Annotated in this window: 14 protein-coding genes; 10 read left to right on the top strand and 4 right to left on the bottom strand. The window is 51.6% G+C overall.

Annotation, left to right across the window (positions count from 1 at the left end):
* Positions 1–990, bottom strand: coding sequence for a catalase family peroxidase (locus tag ACJ8W9_RS10500; RefSeq protein ID WP_411361025.1), 990 nt, complete (start codon positions 988–990; stop codon positions 1–3).
* Between the two features lie 91 nt (positions 991–1,081).
* Between ACJ8W9_RS10500 and ACJ8W9_RS10495 the strand changes: the two genes are divergently transcribed.
* Positions 1,082–1,570, top strand: a complete 489-nt coding sequence (locus tag ACJ8W9_RS10495; RefSeq protein WP_411359476.1) for a MarR family winged helix-turn-helix transcriptional regulator — start codon at positions 1,082–1,084, stop codon at positions 1,568–1,570.
* Here the strand turns inward: ACJ8W9_RS10495 and ACJ8W9_RS10490 are convergent.
* The gene (locus tag ACJ8W9_RS10490; protein ID WP_411359477.1) at positions 1,567–1,992 is read right to left on the bottom strand and encodes an OsmC family protein; all 426 of its coding nucleotides are present in this window, start codon (positions 1,990–1,992) and stop codon (positions 1,567–1,569) included. The two genes, ACJ8W9_RS10495 and ACJ8W9_RS10490, sit on opposite strands and share 4 nt — an antisense overlap.
* Before the next feature lie 61 nt (positions 1,993–2,053).
* The gene (gene upp / locus ACJ8W9_RS10485; protein ID WP_411361024.1) at positions 2,054–2,683 is read right to left on the bottom strand and encodes a uracil phosphoribosyltransferase; all 630 of its coding nucleotides are present in this window, start codon (positions 2,681–2,683) and stop codon (positions 2,054–2,056) included.
* 137 nt (positions 2,684–2,820) lie between these two features.
* On the opposite strand from upp, the gene ACJ8W9_RS10480 reads away from it, so the two are divergent.
* The gene (locus ACJ8W9_RS10480; protein ID WP_411361023.1) at positions 2,821–4,788 is read left to right on the top strand and encodes a CHASE domain-containing protein; all 1,968 of its coding nucleotides are present in this window, start codon (positions 2,821–2,823) and stop codon (positions 4,786–4,788) included.
* Positions 4,789–5,038: 250 nt separating this feature from the next.
* On the top strand, positions 5,039–7,258 hold the full coding sequence (katG, locus tag ACJ8W9_RS10475; protein ID WP_411361022.1) for a catalase/peroxidase HPI: 2,220 nt from the start codon (positions 5,039–5,041) through the stop codon (positions 7,256–7,258).
* 45 nt (positions 7,259–7,303) lie between these two features.
* On the opposite strand, the gene ACJ8W9_RS10470 is transcribed toward katG, so the two are convergent.
* Positions 7,304–8,248, bottom strand: a complete 945-nt coding sequence (locus ACJ8W9_RS10470) for a response regulator transcription factor (protein ID WP_411361021.1) — start codon at positions 8,246–8,248, stop codon at positions 7,304–7,306.
* Between the two features lie 120 nt (positions 8,249–8,368).
* On the opposite strand from ACJ8W9_RS10470, the gene ACJ8W9_RS10465 reads away from it, so the two are divergent.
* The 7 genes from ACJ8W9_RS10465 to ACJ8W9_RS10435 all read left to right on the top strand — a co-directional run bounded on the left by ACJ8W9_RS10465 (position 8,369) and on the right by ACJ8W9_RS10435 (position 19,097).
* Positions 8,369–12,433, top strand: coding sequence for a VWA domain-containing protein (locus tag ACJ8W9_RS10465; RefSeq protein WP_411361020.1), 4,065 nt, complete (start codon positions 8,369–8,371; stop codon positions 12,431–12,433).
* Positions 12,417–14,858 (top strand): hypothetical protein, encoded by a 2,442-nt coding sequence (locus tag ACJ8W9_RS10460; protein ID WP_411361019.1) that lies wholly within the window; start codon positions 12,417–12,419, stop codon positions 14,856–14,858. Before ACJ8W9_RS10465 ends, ACJ8W9_RS10460 begins: the two co-directional genes overlap by 17 nt.
* Positions 14,858–16,222, top strand: coding sequence for a hypothetical protein (locus ACJ8W9_RS10455; protein WP_411361018.1), 1,365 nt, complete (start codon positions 14,858–14,860; stop codon positions 16,220–16,222). The genes ACJ8W9_RS10460 and ACJ8W9_RS10455 overlap by 1 nt, the downstream gene beginning before the upstream one ends.
* Positions 16,223–16,232: 10 nt before the next feature.
* Positions 16,233–17,063, top strand: a complete 831-nt coding sequence (locus tag ACJ8W9_RS10450) for a hypothetical protein (protein WP_411361017.1) — start codon at positions 16,233–16,235, stop codon at positions 17,061–17,063.
* Positions 17,064–17,073: 10 nt separating this feature from the next.
* Positions 17,074–17,673, top strand: coding sequence for a hypothetical protein (locus ACJ8W9_RS10445; protein ID WP_411359485.1), 600 nt, complete (start codon positions 17,074–17,076; stop codon positions 17,671–17,673).
* A 13-nt stretch (positions 17,674–17,686) separates the two neighbouring features.
* Positions 17,687–18,208: a hypothetical protein gene (locus tag ACJ8W9_RS10440; protein ID WP_411359486.1), complete on the top strand. Its 522-nt coding sequence runs from the start codon at positions 17,687–17,689 to the stop codon at positions 18,206–18,208.
* A gap of 73 nt (positions 18,209–18,281) precedes the next feature.
* Positions 18,282–19,097, top strand: coding sequence for a UDP-2,3-diacylglucosamine diphosphatase (locus tag ACJ8W9_RS10435; RefSeq protein ID WP_411361016.1), 816 nt, complete (start codon positions 18,282–18,284; stop codon positions 19,095–19,097).
* The last annotated feature ends 12 nt before the right edge of the window (positions 19,098–19,109 follow it).

The raw sequence follows: 19,109 nt of genomic DNA, 5'->3' as shown, positions 1-19,109 counted from the left end.
TTATTGCTCCCGTGCGCGGCGGCGATACGACTCGGCATAGGCTGCTGATCGTGCGCGCAAAATTTTATCTGCGGTAGCTGCCATGCCGTCTGGCAACACCAACGGATCAAAATTAATGGCGTTACAGTCACCTTCGAGTTGCGCCGAGGCGCTGCGCAACACAATTTGTCCTGCCACAATTTCGGTACGCGCCGAAGGCCACAGTACCGTAGGGTCGGTTTCATCGTCATTGGCTTCCGCCAAGGTAAACACTAAATCAAACACTACCGGTTGCTCGCGCAGCCGCGCAGTGAATTCCTGTTGTAGTGCATCGTCACTGTCAGCGAACTCAGCAGGCACAGCATCTATCCGTTCGGCACGCGGCACCGCGCGCCAACGCACGGCTTGGCGTTCGCCGTTGGCAGCAACCAGATAAAACGCATTGATGCTGTGATACACCTCGGTGGCAAAGCTGCCGCTGGCGCGATATCCAGCCGCCCATTCACGAAAGGTTGCACTTTCAGGGTGTTCAGCAAAAAACTGCTGAATGGTGCCATTACCAAGCGCCACTAATTGCTGATAAAAATCTTGCGGATGACGCACCGCCATTACCGGTGGGGTGTTCATGGCGGTGCGCCAGACGTCACCTGCCGCAGTCTCGATACTGAGCGCTAAGCTGCGTACTGGTGCTTTTAAATCCGGAGCCAGCGGGTTATTGCCGGCAATCGAGATGCGTCCTTGTAACGGTGTTGATCCAGCGGCAAACACCTCTGCGACTGAATAATCAGCTAACGCGCCACTACTGATAAAGTCACCCGCGACACAGAAGCCTTTCGCATGGGCACGACGAAAGCCTTCATGCGGGTTGGCCCCTTGTTGTAAGTCGACAAAGTCCTGCGCATCGACTTTATTTGACGGAAATCCTGTTGCGGCAAAGTAAAACGCTAGGGCCAGCGCGCCAACCAGCACCCCAACCAAAGCATATCGCCACCAGCTGACTGCTTGTGCCATGATCAATCACTCCAATAAAATCTTGAAATCAAGATAAATGAATAGTAGTTTGAATTCAAGATAAATAAACCTTGTGAGGGATTACCCGCCAATGGACGCTTTAGATCACATTCAACAACTTTGGGCTAAGCAAATGCCAGAGCTTGATACATCGAGCATGGCGCTCATTGGCCGATTACAGATTTTGCACAAGCAATTAACCCAAGCAATGTCGCAAACCTTTCGTCAGTTCCAGCTTACTGATGCGGGTTTCGATGTGTTAGCGACTTTGCTACGCAGTGGCCCACCGCACGCGCTAACGCCCAAACAGTTGCTTGAACAGCTGCTCGTCACTTCAGGTTCAATGACCAGCCGCATAGACTCGCTTGAAAAGCAGGGCCTTATTGCGCGCACTATAGGCATAAACGACAAACGTCAGCGCCAAGTACAGCTAACCCCTAAAGGAAAAACAACTATCGAGCAGGCGATTAAGGCACACGTGGAGACACAGAAAAGGCTATTAAGTGTGCTGACCGAGCAGGAACAACGGGATTTAACAGAAATGCTGCGCACCTTTATGGCGCGCAGCGCACAAACTTAAGATTCGAGTTTTGCGTCAAGGGTGATTTCGGCTTTGAATAGCTTGGAAATCGGACAGTTTTCTTTGGCAGCTTCGGCCGCTTCCAGGAATTTATCAACGTCAGCACCAGGAATTTTGGCGCGTAGCTCTAAGTGAATTTTCGGTACGGCAAAGCCATCGTCTTGTTCTTCGAGGTGCACCGTAGCTTTAGTATCGATGCTGTCGGCGACCATGTCGTGCTCGCCCAGGACCATCGACAAGGCCATTGAAAAACAGCCCGCGTGTGCAGCACCAATAAGCTCTTCAGGGTTGGTGCCTTTACCATCTTCAAAGCGAGTACCAAACGAATACTGCTGCTCGTCGAGCACACCACTTTGTGTTGAAACAGTACCTTTACCGTCTTTCAAACCACCTTGCCAATGAGCAGATGCAGTGCGTTTCATAAGTACCTCCTTTTTAAAAGTGTACCTACAGTGTAGTCGCTACCCCCGGCTAAAGATCAAGTTAGCGGGTGCCGAATATCTTATCTCCCGCATCGCCCAGCCCTGGCACGATGTAGCCATGCTCGTTCAGATGATCGTCGAGCGCAGCAGTATAAATCGGTACTTCGGGGTGGACAGCCGTTACTTTTTCAACGCCTTCAGGGGCGGCAACCAGCACCAGCACGCGAATGTCGGTGCAACCCTTGGCCTTGAGCATGTCGAGGGTTGCGATCATGGTGCCGCCAGTGGCAAGCATGGGGTCGATGACCAATGCGGTACGGTTGTCGATTTCACCGGCTAACTTTTCAAAATAGGCCACAGGTTCAAGGGTTTCTTCATTACGATAAAGGCCAACCACACTGACCTTTGCCGCCGGCAGTGAACTCAAAACACCGTCCAACATACCCAGGCCCGCGCGTAAAATAGGCACCACAGTGACTTTCTTGCCTTTAATGCGCTGCACTTTGATGCGCGCACCGTCCCAGCCTTCAATTTCCTGCTCGACCAAAGCAAAATCTTTGGTTGCTTCATAAGTTAGTAAGTTACCTAACTCATTCGCAAGCTCACGGAAGCTTTTGGTCGAAATACCGGCCTCGCGCATGAGCCCGAGTTTGTGTTGGATTAAAGGGTGAGTAATAACATGTAAGCTCATAAGATGACTTCTGTGTCGTAGCAATAGGCATTTGTATAGATTATGCTAAAGTTTAGAACAAGTTGAAACAATTAACCCAAAGTAGCACTTAGCCTGCTCGTAAATTTAAGCTTGGGAAATAAGCAGGAACAATACGATTGAAAAAGCTTGATACGGTACCAACGATAGCACTTTTGATAGGCATACTACTCAGCGCTGTAGCGACCTATGTGAGTTATACCCTTGAATTAAAGCGTGCTAAAGAAAGCTTCTTATTCAATATTGAGCAAGTTCAGATAGCGCTGTCGGAACGGTTACGAGCCTATGAACTCGTGTTGCGCGGTGCTGCTGGCTTTTATGAACAAAGTGAAGAAGTTACCCGCAAGGAATGGGCAAGCTACACAACCAAACTGCGGCGTGATGGCTTCATTACCGAAATACAGGGGATTGGCTTTGCTCAATATCTTACCCCGAGCGAGGTCACGGCTTTCGAGGCTAAAGTTCGTGCCACTGGATTCCCGGCGTTTCACGTCCACCCAACAACGCCACGTGAGCAGTACTCCTCGATTCTCTACCTTGAGCCCTTTGATGAGCGCAATCAACGTGCGTTTGGCTATGATATGTACTCTGAAGTCACCCGCCGTGAGGCCATGCATCGCGCGGCGATAACCGGTGCTGCGGCGTTGAGCGGGCGCGTGGAGTTGTTGCAAGAGGGCGAGATTGTGCAGCAAGCGGGAACCTTAATGTACGTTCCTGTCTATCGCTCTGAGGTCACCGATGATTCCGACGCCGGATACTATGGGGCACTTTTGGGCTGGGCCTATAGTCCGTTTCGAATGACCGACTTAATTGACGATATCATCCGTGGTTGGGAACAGGACGACGGCGCATCGATTCATTTGCAAATCTATGACGGTACCTCATCTGACCCTGCGAAGTTGCTCTACCAATCTGCCGTAGAAAATCATCCGCTCCCGCATCATTTATCGGCGAATCAACACTTTGAGTTTGCGAGTCGGGAGTGGTTACTCGCTTTTCATCATAAGCACGAGCTGAAAGCCATTGGTATTCAGCGCCCACTACTCTTTGCTGTACTTGGTATCCTTTTGTCGATAGCTATTGCCGCTTACTTACAAGTCGCCACGAGATTGCGCGTACGAGCAGAAAAAATGGCAGCGCAACTCACCGCGGAACTGAACCGCAAGCAACTTGAAATGGAAGACTTAGAAGCGCGCTGGCGTTATGCCCTACAAGCTTCAAAAGCTGGTGTATGGGACTGGAACATTACCACCGGAGATGTCTATTTATCGAAGGGGTGGTATGAGTTGCTCGGTCATCAACCGAATCCTAACGAGCGTGAATATTCGACTTGGTCAGATCGAATTTATAAGGACGACCACGATCAACTCAAACAGACATTAGCGTCAATTATCGCACATTCTCAACCAGGTGATGATCACTTTGAGAACGAATATCGCATGTACAACGGTAAGGGCGATATTGTGTGGATACTGGACCGCGGGCGCGTGGTAGAACGCGATGATAACGGGCGGCCTGCGCGCATCATCGGAACCGTAGAGGATATTACCGAGGAAAAGCGGCAACTAAAACAACTACGTAATGCTGCAGCGACCGACAAGTTAACCGGTTTACCGAATCGTCTCTACTTGCATCATAAATTACCGAGGTTGATATCGGAAGTAGTCGATAAAGAAGAATTTATTGCATTATTTTTTATAGACTTAGACCAATTTAAATTCGTTAACGATGAATACGGTCATGACTATGGTGATGCCATGCTCATAGAGCTTGCTGCGCGTTTTAAACAGGTACTGCGCAATAATGACGTACTCTGTCGTTGGGGTGGCGATGAATTTATCGCAGTCATTAAGTCAAACGAGTTTATTCATATTGAAACAGTGGCAAAACGTTTAATTGAAGCCGCCAGTCAGCCGATGACGATGCATGATGTAGTCTTACAAGCCGGCGCGACTATTGGCATCGTCATTTATTATGGGCATGTGCCAATGGTCCCAGAAGAGCTCATCCGCCGTGCTGATAAGTTAATGTACAAGGCGAAAGCCTCACAGCGAGGCACGTTTTTAGTTGAAAAAATAGATGTTTAAGCGCGTTTTAAATCGGCTGGGACCGGTAGTGTCGAAATCGATATTCGTTTGCCTTTCCTGGGCTTACGCAACCCCACGCAGCAAGTGGCTTTGCTGCGTTATTTGGAATTTGCTGAGGTTGCCAAGTGAAGTTTCCGATTAACGTAATCTGATTTTTCAATCACCTTTGCCACTCCTAATCTGTCAAAACTGGTCTATAGTAGTTTTGCTATATCGACATCTCCTAAACTACATAGCAAAGGTGATAATAATGATGAAAAAAACTTTACCCCTCGTGTCTGCTTTGGCACTAGCGGTATCCATGGGAGCTGCATCTGTTGGTGCAACTGCTCAGGAAGCTAAAAGCAAAATGTTTTGGTGGCCAGATCAACTCGATTTGACCCCGCTCCGTGATCACAACGAAGCCTCTAATCCTTACGATGACTTTGACTACGCCGAAGCCTTTAAACAAGTCGACCTCGAGCAGCTAAAAGCTGACATCGAAGAGTTGATGACGAGTTCGCAAGACTGGTGGCCTGCTGACTACGGTCACTATGGTCCATTCTTTATCCGTATGGCTTGGCATGGCGCTGGTACCTATCGGGTGAATGATGGTCGCGGTGGTGCAGGCGGTGGTCAACAGCGTTTTGAACCGCTCAACAGCTGGCCAGATAACGTCAGTCTCGATAAAGCCCGTCGTTTGTTGTGGCCAATCAAACAAAAGTATGGTCGTAGCGTTTCTTGGGCTGACCTTATGGTACTCACCGGTAACGTTGCGCTAGAGTCGATGGGCTTTAAAACCTATGGCTTCGCTGGTGGTCGTGAAGACGAATGGGAACCTGACAATGTGTATTGGGGCCCAGAAAAGCAATGGCTTGAAGACAAGCGTTATAGCGGCGATCGTGAACTTGAGAAGCCACTTGCCGCAGTGCAAATGGGCTTGATTTACGTAAACCCGGAAGGTCCAAACGGCAACCCTGATCCGCTGTTAGCAGCCGATGATATTCGCGAAACCTTCGCGCGCATGGCGATGAACGATGAAGAAACAGTGGCACTTATCGCCGGTGGTCACACCTTCGGTAAAGCGCACGGTGCACACAAACCTGACGAATGCTTAGGCGCTGAGCCTGCAGCAGCTCCGATTGAAGAGCAAGGTTTAGGTTGGAAAAACAAGTGTGGTAAAGGCCACTCGGAAGACACCATCACTTCAGGTTTAGAAGGTGCATGGTCAGTGAATCCGATTGCTTGGACTACCCAGTACCTTGATAACCTATTCGGTTTCGAATGGGAGCAAACCCGTAGCCCTGCTGGTGCTATTCAGTGGATCCCCGTCGACGGTCAAGCGTCGAACTTGGTACCTGACGCGCATATCGAAGGCAAGCGTCACGCGCCAATTATGTTCACTACCGACTTGTCGCTGAAATTTGACCCTGAGTACCGCAAAATCGCGAAACGCTTCCAAGAAAATCCGGAAGAGTTTGAGTTAGCCTTTGCCAAAGCTTGGTTCAAACTGACACACCGTGACATGGGACCACGTGCACGTTACATCGTGGACACCTCACCAGCGGAACCTTTGCTGTGGCAAGATCCAATTCCTGAAGTTGATTTCACTTTGATCAACGACAGTGATGCAGCCGACATTAAAGCGTCGATTCTTGACACTGACCTGACCGTTGCTGAATTGGTACGTACTGCTTGGGCCGCTGCATCAACCTTCCGCGGTACCGACATGCGTGGTGGTGTGAATGGTGCACGTATCGCACTGGCCCCACAAAATGAGTGGACAGCGAACGACCCAGAAGAGCTCAATCGCGTGCTGGGCGTGTTAAAAGACGTGCAAGCGGACTTTAACGACGGTCAACGCGGTGACAAACGCGTGTCATTGGCAGACGTTATCGTGCTTGGCGGTGCTGCAGCGATTGAAAAAGCAGCTGCTGATGCCGGTTACGAAGTGACTGTTCCATTTGCGCCAGGTCGTACCGATGCAACACAAGAGATGACCGACGTACAGTCGTTCAGCTTCTTGGAGCCAACTGCTGATGGTTTCCGTAACTACTACAGTGCTGATAGCCGCATGTCGCCTGCTGAAATGCTGGTTGATAAAGCTGACTTGATGACCCTGACTGTACCAGAACTGACCGTACTCGTTGGTGGTATGCGTGCCTTGGGAGCCAACTACGACGATGCCCAGCATGGTGTCTTCACCGACCGCCCAGGTCAATTGACCAACGACTTCTTCGTTAACTTGCTAAGCATGGATAACGAGTGGAAGCAGGGCGACAGCGAAGGTGTTTACGAAGGTTACGACCGTGCGAGCGGTGAACTGAAGTGGACCGCAACACCAGTTGATTTGATCTTCGGCTCGAACTCAGAATTACGTGCAATTTCTGAAGTGTATGCTCTGAGTGACTCGAACGAGAAGTTCGTCAACGACTTCGTTGCAGCTTGGGTAAAAGTGATGCGTTTAGATCGCTTTGACCTCGACAGCTAAGACTTAACAACTTGAAGCAAAAGGCGCCTGCGGGCGCCTTTTTTGTTAGTTCATGCTGTTTTCGCGCAGCCAAAATGCCAGTGAAGCTTTGTCGGTCACTTCTAGCTTTTGGTAGACCCTGGCTAGGTGCGTACGTACCGTGGTGGGAGAAATACCAAGCAGTTTGGCCACTTCTTTGTGGGTGTGACCACTTACATAAGCCCAAGCAACTTCGTGCTCACGCGCACTTAAATCAACACTAGGTGCAATTCCCGCTCGCACCAGCAGGCGATTATTAATTTGTTGTGCTTGTAGCACGATATTTCGTGCACGAAACCCGCCGGTGCGCCAGAGCGCTTGATTCACTTCTTCAGGCAGTTTCTGTTCGGCGCGGCGTCCCCACTCTTGTACAATCAACGCGCGAAACTCGGGTAAGGCAGCATTGAGCACCCCGCCTCGATCCATGAAGGCTGCGGGTGAGCGCAACGAGCGTAAGTGGTGTAAGTCATTGTGTCGCGCGGCAAGAAAAATATGCTGCGTGATCATATTCTTAAGCGCTAGCTCATGTTGGTTGTAGCGTTGTTTTTCTTGGTCACGTACTAAGGTGACAAAAATATGTAGCCCCGTTTGCTGATCGACTTCCATCGTCGACATCATCTGCTGTGCACGATAGAGCCCCCAGTGCTCACGAAAAGCTTGTGATTTTTTGAAATCAGGCAAAGGGTCAGTGGTCCAAGTTTTGCCGGTGTTACCGATCACCAAGTTGGCAAATGGGTCGACGTGTTTTACCGCCTCCCAAGTGCTAAACAGCGTATCCACTTGATCTAATATTGTCGCATGATGTAGTTGGCGATGGCGCCCATCACCCGCTCCCCATATGGCAAAGTCAAAGTCGATAAAGCGTCTGATTTCTTTCAGTGTCCACTGCTGAAATTCCTGTGTTGACAGAAACATACTGGCGTCATGCAGATCGAGAATGAATTGCTCCACCTGCTGATTTTGCATGGTCATGTCGGTAAATTCCCTGTTACTTGAAAATGCTTGGTTAACCAATTGTAGTGCAAATGTAGGATAAAAGCCTGTATCAAGGCTCGCTATGCTGTGATGAACTTTTTTTAGGAGTCATCTTTGATGCGCGTGAGCCGTCTGCTGCTTAACTTGCTGTGTGTGCTAACTCTGTTGTGGGCGGCCCCAGCGAGCGCGCAGAGCTACCCCAAACTGGTGTTTGTGAAACAGCCTTATACGGATGCAGATAATGCATTAGCAGTAGATGATGCCGCACGGGTGGTCGGGAAGCTCGCTGCCGAGCAAGTATTGTATATCCGCTGGCAGGTTCCTGAGCATGATGCGGCAGCGGTTTGGCAACTGGCATTACAGAGTGAAGCGGAAGCGCCACTAGAATTTAGCATGTTGCGACCGACCGCAGCGGAAGCAAGCACAGCGCCAGCGGTGAAGTCATTCGGTGCCGCAGCGACAACAACTGAGCCAGAGTTGCTCTGGCAAGGCACCGAATTACCCGAACACTGGTTGTTAAGCGATGGCACCTATTTACTGCGGATAAAAAATACTGATAGTGCAACAGAATTCCAGCTGTTATTAGAACAAGCTCAACAGAAGCGTTCGCTGCAGTATGTGAAAAATGAAGTCGTTGCACTCAGTGCCAACACCAACCTTATGTATAGTAGCACCCTGCCGCAACTGACTTTCGAGATTCCTGAGCCCCCGGCCAATAAAGCATGGTCATTGCAGGGGTTCACCGAGGTTGGCGACGACCTTGAGATAACGCTTACTACCGCCGCTGGCGCTGCGATTAGCGCACAACAACAGCCGTGGTTGGCGGCCGAAGCGTTAACCACGGCTGCGACACTGACCTTACAAACTGAAACTAAACAGCAGTCGAAGCGTATTTGGCTGCAATTAGCAGAAGTCGACCAACAAGCGCCCCCAACAACACCTGAGCAAATTGCCGCAGCACCACAGGCAGCCGCGCGAAGCTTCAGCGAAAGTTACGCCGACGCTGAGCTAGGCGAAGAGCGCGAACCGAATAACACGCGCGAGCACGCCACGCTTTTACCCTTGGGGCAGACGGCAAAGGGTCAGCTGCATCACTCCGATGATTATGACTATTACGTGTTCCAAAATCCGGGTCCAAGTGACTTTCAACTCAGCATAACGGCACCTGCACCCACTCGGTTAACGGTGGCGATATCGCCGATCGAAGGCTCAGCGTTTCAACGCTGGCAGGTTGAAGGTGAAACAAGCCAACGCATGCGATTGGCTGAGGGGAATTACTTTCTCACCGTGGAGGGCGACTTAGCCACCACTGAATCCTATCAAATTCGGCTTGACCCTACGGTACCATGGGCCGCGGGCAGTACTTATCAACCAGCGCGCACACGCGAGTTTGCTGGACCTCTACCCCCTGATGGCGTGCTGGCGCTACCCGATGGTGACTTAGACGAGTTCGAGGGCTGGTATGTGCTCCCTGTGCACACCGAGGAACGCACCTTTAGTTGGCAGGGCGCGGTACACAAATCCGGTTACGCCTACTACACCGGGCTCGAGTTCATTCGTCCCAATGGGGAGTCCTTGTACACTCGCGATTACGGCTTTAACAGCGGCAGTATTGAAATTCCAGCCAACGAGCAGGTGAGTATTAAAGTGACGTTTGGTCCGAATGCCAAGCCCATCACTTTTAGTGACACTATTCCGAGTCCTGCATTCACGCCACAACTCGACTATCGTATCAAGGTTCCCAATCAAGCTGTTGCCGCTTGGGCCGATGAAGGTCAGCGCGTTGCGTTCAGCATCACTGTCGAAAACCTTACGGCAGAAACGCTCGTCGCCCCGCTGGAGGCCAATGTGACGCATGCCCAAGCATCGATTCATGGTTTATCGGAGCAACTTGAGCTTGCAGCGAATGCTGCGCAAACCCTGACCGGTGAGTTGAAACTTCCGGCGCAATTAGAAGCAGATGCGGCAATCGCCCTATTCGTCGGGGCAGAAAAGTTCGCGGTGAGCGATATCCTTAGCTTATTCCCAAGTATTGCGGCACCGCTGCAACAACCTTATCGCATCGCCACAGAAGCACCTGCCGATTTACCTAGCGAGCTCGTCGCACAATGGTTGTACAGCGTGCCGAATCAGCAAGATTTACAGCACCCTTTTGCGCGTGAATCAGCACAGACCACTGCGTTAGAACGCGCCGAACTGGTGTTGTACTTTGCTGAGCAGCAGCGGGTCACACTGAGTAACCTGCAATGGCTTGATCATCAACAATTAGCGGGGACTGCGGTTGCTGAAGTCGCGCTCTTTGGCAGTGAGCAAAGTGCCGGTCCTTGGGAGTTTATCGGGCACTGGAACTTACAACGTGATGCTGCAGGTACTGCTACTTTTGCGTTCACCGAGCCGCCAACCGTGCGTTATCTGCGCCTTGTGGTTGAGCGCACGGCAACCGCAGCGGAAGAAGGTTCGAATGCTTGGCAACTGCCCAAACAAATCATCGCCCAACGCGCAGCGACTACCTTGTCGAACACTGCAGCAGTCCCAACAAGTGCCGATCTTGATGCTGCGCAATGGGATCACTATTTGGCCGAACCAGGACAACAACAAAACTTCAGCGTGACGGTTCCTGATGGTCATAACCGTATTCGCCTTACCCTGAGCGAATCAATACAAGGACGTTTGCAGGCGCTCTTGACGGACGCTCAGGGTGAGGCGATACCGCTTAGCTGGCAACAATCTTCAAGGGGGCGTGAAGCGGTCGCCACTGAACTTGCGCCAGGGTCTTATCAATTGCAGCTAATTGAGCCGCCGCGCCATGTCATGGTGGTGTGGGATGGCAGTTTGAGTGTCGAACATTTCCAAGCACCGTTGTACCAAGCGTTACGGCGTGTCGCGACAGAGCTTAAAAACGGCGTAGAAGTCATGCAGCTGTTGCCGATTGGCGGTGACCTATTGCTGCAAGAATGGGCGGATAGCAATGAACAAGTGTTGCGCGCGCTCGCACACTACGATAACCGCTACACCAGTTCTAACATTGCGCAAGCGCTATCGACCGCGAGTAAAACATTGGCGAAAGTAGACGGCGAGAAGGCGTTGTTCTTAATCACGGACGGCTTTAGTGAAAATCATGATGAAGTTGATTGGCGCAGCTTGGCTGCGGTGCAACCGCGTATTTTCAGCATTCAGTTGCCGGTCGGCATGGCGATTAGCGCTGCGCAAGAAGCGGAAAATGAGCGTTTTATGCGAGCGTGGAGCCAGGTTAACGGCGGTCACCACAGCTTCGCTGATGATCAGTTAGAGATTGCCCGCGCACTCTTTAGTGGGATGCGCAAATTACGCAGCGGTACACATTTCACCGCCGAACTCGCTACCGACTATCAAGCACCACTGCCGCCAGGCAGCTTCACCACGCGCCAAGGACCACAGCCCGTTGCTGCGGCCAGTGCGCTGCAATTTATTTTTGACGCCTCGGGCTCAATGCTCAAAGCAATGGCCGGCGGCCGGCGTATCGATGTTGCAAAGCGTGTCGCGGAGAATGTTTTGACCACCGAGTTGCCAGCGCATTTGCCAGTGGCGTTGCGCGCCTTTGGGCATACCGAGCCGCACAGCTGTGCCAGCGAATTATTGGTGGCGGCTGAACAGAATAATCATCCACAAGTGCAGTCAGCGCTGCAGCAAATTCAAGCCGTGAACTTAGCTCGCACGCCGCTTGCGGCTTCGCTCGCAGCAGTTGCTGACGATTTAGCTGACTATGCTGGCGGTAAGCAGCTGGTGGTGTTGCTGACCGATGGCGAAGAGACTTGTGATGGCGATATTCCCGCCGCGCTCGCACAGCTGCAAGCAAAAGGCATTGCGTTGCAACTCAACATCGTCGGTTTTCAACTCGATGATGATGCGCTTGAGGGCGAATTCGCGCGTGTTGCTGAACTAAGTGCAGGGCAATACTTTGCTAGCCAAGATGCGGTGCAATTGCAGTCTGCTCTGGCGTTGGCTATTGCGCCGCAGTGGCGCTTAGTGGACGCACAACAGCGTGAAGTGGCGAACGGGCGCGTCGGGGATCCCGCTCAACCTATTGCTGCAGGTGACTATACCTTAGTCATCGACGGCTACCCTCAACCGCAAACCCATCAAGTATCTGTCGCTGCGGGTGAAAACCTAATGTTCGAGGTAAACGATGAAGCAACTCCCTAAAACCTTGCTTTGCTGCGCTGTATTGTTGCTCGCCGCTCCCGCCCATAGCCAAACTGAACGCCAACAGTGTTTGGGCGTTCCGGTTGCCGACGGCGTCGAGCGGCAGTTTGCCGATATGCAGCTGCGGCAGCAGGTGCACCAAGTTGATCAGTTGGTACTGCAGGCTTGGCAGGCGATTCCGCATGAGCAACGCGAAGTGGCAGCGCTGCAGCAGCAATTGGGAGATGATCCAGTCGAGCTCTATCGCTGGGTGCGCGACAACACCCATTGGCTGCCTTACGATGGCGCTTTGCGTGGCGCGCGCGGAACCTTACTCGACCGGGCTGGCTCAAGTCTCGACCGTGCGTTGTTACTGGCAGAGCTATTGCGCGAAGCCGGTGAAAATGTTCGTTTAGTGCAAGCGCCGTTGACGGCGGCACAACAGCAAGAGCTAAGTGCTTATTGGTTGGAGCATGCGCGGCCACAACCGCAACTTGCCGCGGCGCCGAGTCAGCAACAATTTACTGCTTGGGCGGCGGAATTGGACCGCCCGGTGGCAGAGTTGCAACAGCTAGTGACCCGTCAACGTGAGCAAGCCACAAGCTATTTGGAAACCGTTGCCACACAAGTGCAGCAGCAAGTTGCACAATTGCAGCAGTTAACTCAGGTGCAACCCGTTGCCGCAGCGCCAGTACAGCACTATTGGTGGGTGCAGTGGCAAGGTAGCGAGGGCTGGCGTGACTTGGATCCGGTCTTGCGCGAGCAAGCTTTCGGTCGGTCGTGGCTCACGTCAAATCCCAATGATCTGACAATCATCGCTGCTGAGCAACTGCCGCCAGAAGCGAAGCATCAACTGCGAATTCAAGTAGTTGCTGAGCAGTTGTATGGTGCCAAGTTGCACGAACACGTGGCCCTAGATCATACCTTCGATGCAATCGAGTTAACCCAGCAACAACTCAAGTTATCGGTTACCCCGGTGAATTTTCCAACTGTCGGAGAATTACTCGAGGGAAGCCTGTCGGCACGCGCTGCAGAACAACAGTTGTTAGACCAAAAGCAGTGGTTACCGGCGATCAAACTGGGTGATGATTCTATCATTCAGCAAGCCATCGCTGCGGATGGCTCGCTCGAAGATCCCTTGACGGGGCAAGTGTCGACCTCAACTACAGCCGCGCTTAGTTCGGCGTTGGATGAACTCAGCAGCATGAATGAAGCGCCCAAAACCGAGCAGCCAGCGGAACTCAGTGCGGTGTATATTCGCTATGAAATTACCGCACCTGGGCAGGAAAAACGGGTGTATCAGCGACCGCTAATGGATGTGCTTAGCGCTACCGAACGACAGCAACTTGCTGCTATCCCCGATTTTACTACCGAGCGCTACCAGCAACGTGGCGCCCAGCTGTTGTCTGATGTCGTCCTCCTGGCACAAAACAGTCACTCGAATGAGGCTGAGAATACCGCCCAACGGCTGCGTGACATCCTAGTTCATCGTGCTGAAATTCAAGGGCTTGCGAGCGTTATCGAGCACGGCAATGTGGATTTAGTTGAACCAATAGTTGCCGGAGCCACAACGCGTAACAGTTTACTTGATCTACTGACCTTCTATCGCTTTTTAGTCAGCCCTTACGCGAGTGATGTGGTGCTTACAGAACTGAACTTGCTGAGCTACGTGCAGTTATCAAACTACGACCGCGGCATCGCGGTACAGACCGGCTTTGACATTATTAGCAATCCGGTTACCGCGCTCATTGCGGATTCCACCCGACGGGCGCAGGTACAAGTCGCGCAAGGCGTCGTCGATACGTTGTTAGAAGTGGAGTTACTCGACCCGGAGCAAGCGCTACCGCTCGCTAATAATACCTCACGTAGCTTCGCATACGACCGTGTACACCACCGACCCTGGTTGACAGTAAATGACTCTGCACAACTCGCACAACTTAGTTGGCTACCAGATTCGGCGCTAAAGTCGCACCTCCAAGAGCAACTTGCTGCTGGCAAGATTATTATGGCGCCGCAACAACTGCGAGCGGGTGAAGCGCCGAGTTGGTGGTCCTATGACCCTGTTCGCGGGCAGCTCTTGGGTTATGACCGCACCGCACGTGGCGCGCAGATCAGTGAAGCCTTGGTCAATGTCATGAGCTCATTGAGCAATGCCTCTGGTGCGGTTGAGATGGTACAAACCGTGGTCGGGTGTTTGATGAATTACAGTAATTATGACCCAGTATGTTGTATCGGTATTGAAGCGGCGAAGAGTTTTGGCGGTGGTTTTCTCAAGGATACCGCGCTGGCGAGAGCTCAGGCGCGGTGGATCCAGCTGTTTCAGTATGAAGACAAAACGCTGATGTTCTTTTTTGACAATATTGTTAGCACGGATATCGGCGCGTTGGTGGATCCAGTGGTTAAAGACCTTGGCAACTACGGGATGAACAAACTATGCAAAGTTTAATGCTGAAACTGCTTCTCATCCTGTTGCTAAGTTCACCGTTCGCGACTTGGGCAGCGGTTGAACTACCACTTTCGGCCTGTAATCGTGCCTTTAGTATTCACGTGCTCAGCCATGAGCAACGGCAAAGCTACGGCGGCGAAGTTGCGCCTGCCGGCTATGAGTGGCAGGTGATTACAGCCAAATTTGATAATTGGATTGCGGCCGATTTGGTGTTCCAGCTCGAGCAAGAAGAGACGCTATTGGTAGGTTCGCTGCATCGCCAGTTGTATCTCACGGTCGATAACCAACGCGTTGTGCGTGCCAAAGTTTTGGACACCGCGCCGAGTACGGATAGTTTTGTGCTGCCCCATATGGGTGCCAGTCAGCATATTGAAGTCGGCTATTTGACCCCCAGCACCGCAGAGAGCTTGGTATTGTCTTACTATCACGAGCTTTATGCCCCGGTTGAGCTGGTTCTAAGGGGCGAGTACCGACCGCAAACTGAGCCCGATCCCGCCGCACAAGTCCATGAAAATGACGTTATGGCGTTAGCATTGGTTAATCATCGCTTGCAGGCCGAGTTGCAAGGGCAAGCCGCGCCCCCCGGTTGGCAATGGCTCATCGTTGAGGTGCAAGGTACGAGCCGATGGTCGACCGAAATCCCTGCGCGATCCTACCGCGCAGATGCCGCACTTGAGGCAACTATGGTGCAACCGCGGGTGATGGAATACATTGGCGCAGACTTTATGTGGCAGGCGGTGGTGGATGGTCACCATGGCTTTGCACCTAACCTAGAATTATCAACGCTGCCACTCACGCCAGCTTGGCTGCCAGAGCAATGGCTTGGTGGAACTTTGGTTTATCAAGTCCCAGAGCAGTTTGCCCAGCTTGAACTGGTAGCTTATTTTGGCGATTTCTTAGCGAAAGGTATCGCTACCAATCCTCGTGCCGGATTGCGTTTTGCTATCGCTGGGAGTGCCGATGCAGTACCTCCAGCACCGAGCTTGTTGGCGTTAAGTGATACGCCAACGCCGGTCACCGTGCACCGTTTTACCGTGGTCGAAGACTTTGCTGATATTGAGATCGACGCAACCCAGCAACTTGCGCTATTGCAACTTACCATGGCGAACACCAGTCCCGAGGGTGGCATGATGCACTTGTTGGGTCGGCTGCAACTCGCCACAGCGGATGGCACTAAGCTACGCCCGCAACAGATTTTTCAGAATGGTCAGCGCTTAGCAGAGCCATTTTACTTACCCCCTAACGATAAACGTCAGGTGCAGTTGCTCTACGCACTGCCCAAAGACACCCACGAATTCACTCTGCACTACCAAGGTGTGAGTGAAAATCATCGCGAAGCGGTAACGCTAAGCGAGAAGAACTAGGAGAACAACAATGAAACACGTACAAATGATGCTTTTTGCCGTCACAGTTATGGTTTTGACTTCACTTGCTCAGGCCAGCGACGGCGGCCAGGCATTTTTAGTTGAAGAAGGTGAGCAGGTGCATGTGGAGTTTCGCGGACCACACCTGCTGCGTGTCGGTGAGAGCTCGGGTCAGGGTTACATGCTGATGCGTGATGGCAAGCTCTACACGGTCGTCAACGATGCTGAGCAAGTGATGGTAGTCGATGTCGTTGCGGCCATGTCAGCCTATGGTGATGCTTTCAAGCAAGAAGGGGTGTTGGATGAAGAAATCCGCGAGGTTAAAGATTTCTCAGCCACCGGCAAGAGTCACTATATTGCCGGCATCGAGGGTGAAGAATTCAAAATGACTTACATCGATGGTAAAGGCGAAACCCAAACTGACACTATGGTGCTGAGTCGCGATGCGAAAGTGGTCGCACTCACTCGTACCATGCACGAAATGAGCAAAATCTTGTTAAGTGTTAATGGTGGTGAGCTGCCACAAAGCGTGGCTGAAATGGAACAGCGCATCCTTGACCAAGGTTGGGGCGTGCTCAAGCAAGGCGACGATTTTCAAATCGCCATGATCACTGCCGATGCTCCGCCCGCCAATCGGTTTGAGTTACCTGCCGAGCCTATGGCTTTGCCAACTGCTGGACAAGGCAATGGCGAGGCAAATGCAATGGAGGAATTTTTAGCACAGAAAGCCGAGCGGCAGAAACGTCGCCAAGAAAACAAGGCTGAACGGGCACTCGATCGGGCCAGCGATAAAGTCGTGGATAAGGCAGTCGATAAAGTACTCGGCAAACTCTTTAATTAAGGAAAAAACAATGAAAAATTGGTTCTATAACAGTCTGGGCATTATTGCTGTTGTGCTAGTGCTCACTGAAGTCGAGGTGACACGTGGGGCTGAGGTAGAAGAGCGCCCCAGCGGGAGTGCGAGCTTTACTGCTGAAGGACCCATGCAAGGTGACTTTGAAGGACTAGCTCGGGTACTTATCACTGAAGCGTCAAGTTGGTACATGATGATTCAAATTACCGATAACGCGCATCAACGTAACAGTTCGTACAAGCTTGAGTTTATCGTAAAAAGCCCTGATGAGTTAGGGTTGCCGCCGCTGGGTCGTTATAAGCCGGTTGCCGGTATGTATGCGCAGGACGGCTATAACGGCAATATCGACCCGAACTTGCGGTTGCGTGTCAGCCCCGCTGATGCAGAGCAATATCAAGCAGTTTTATTAGAAAGTGATCATGCGAATCCTGGCAATGTAGAAATCACTCGGGTTGAGGATAACTGGGTCTACGGCACCTTCGAGGTGCAACTTAAGCAAAACGGTTCGATGAACGGCGGTGATATCGGTGATGAGCGTGTGAAACTCTACAATGGAACCTTTAAAGCGCCGTTACAACCCGATTCCTGGACTTGGTAAGGAGATGATGCAGATGAAATTTATGCAAACTTTGATGAGCGCAAGTCTACTTGCACTGCTGGTCGGCTGTTCTGCTGCGGCCGAAGGCATTGGCAACGTGACCGCTGAATTTGACGGGACTCGTTATAGTGGTATCACGTTAGGTGATACCAGTGAGCACCAAGCCAGCGCGACCTTGCGCAACTTCGGGTCAATGACCATGCTGAACTTGCAAGCGCACGATACCTCGGCCGATAGCATGATGAAAAATGTGTTTAATATCGAAATCGGGTTGTCGAGTAGCGGCTCTTCGCCGCAGGTGATGAGTGCCCAATTCAGCTATTGGCCGAATGGTATGGGCGAGAAGTTCTATAGTTCCGAAGAAACAGCCGTTAAAGTCACTTTTGAGCAATTTAGTGCAGGTGAAGATGCCAAGGCTGTCGGCACTTTTAGTGGTCGTATGTGTGCCAAAGCCGATTTCTATAGTGCGGCTGACACTTCCGATTGCAAAGAAGTGACCGGAACTTTCGACACCCAACTGGTGAATGAGTCATAACATAGTCAATAAACCGTCACCGGTCTGTCACCTAACTACTTGATCATAAGCGCGTCCACACTTGGAGGCGCTTATGACTTACAGCAAACATCAGTTGGCCATCGATACTCTGTTTCTGTCTGATATTCACTTAGGTACGATTTCCTGTCACGCCGAAACCTTACTCGAGTTCCTGCATATGGTGCACTGTCGCCGCGTTATTTTGGTGGGTGACATTGTTGATTTGTGGTCCATCAAAGCCAAACGTCGCGGCCTTTGTGACGCGCAATTGCAGGTGGTAAAGAAGCTGCTGGCGATGGCGCGCGAAGGCATCGAGATTGTCTATGTGATGGGCAATCATGACGCAGGTTTTCGTAAGATCCTCGCCGATTATCCATTCGATTACGGCATCACTAATATCAAACTCTGTAACCAACACGTTCACCAAACTCGCCAAGGCAAGCGCTTTATTGTGGTACATGGCGACCAATTTGATAATCAGGTGCGTTGTCCACAACTGCTGAGTTCACTTGCAGATAGTATTTATAGCGGTTTGTTGCTGGTCAATCGGTGGTGGAATCGGCGCCGCACGCATCGCGGTGAGCACTACTTCAGCCTTGCTAAGGCGGTCAAATCGCGCTCGACGCGCGCGCTACGTTACATTCATGACTATCAGCTAGTAGCGGCCGATTATGCCGCCCGTAAGCATTTTGATGGCATTATCTGCGGTCATATTCACGTGCCCGCCATGCTCGAAATCGACGATGTCAGCTATCTGAATACCGGCGATTGGCAAGACTCGTGTACCGCTATTGTTGAGCACCTCAATGGCGAGTTAGAGTTGCTTGAAGTGCCAGCGTGGTTGCGCAGTCGCAATGCCGAGAAACTGTTGCCTCAGGTAGTTGCGTAAATATCCGTACAA

Source organism: Pseudidiomarina salilacus, from assembly GCF_047323925.1.
Lineage (GTDB): Bacteria > Pseudomonadota > Gammaproteobacteria > Enterobacterales > Alteromonadaceae > Pseudidiomarina > Pseudidiomarina salilacus.
Note: the sequence above shows the minus strand (reverse complement) of the source record. Positions and strands in the feature narration are given on the sequence as shown.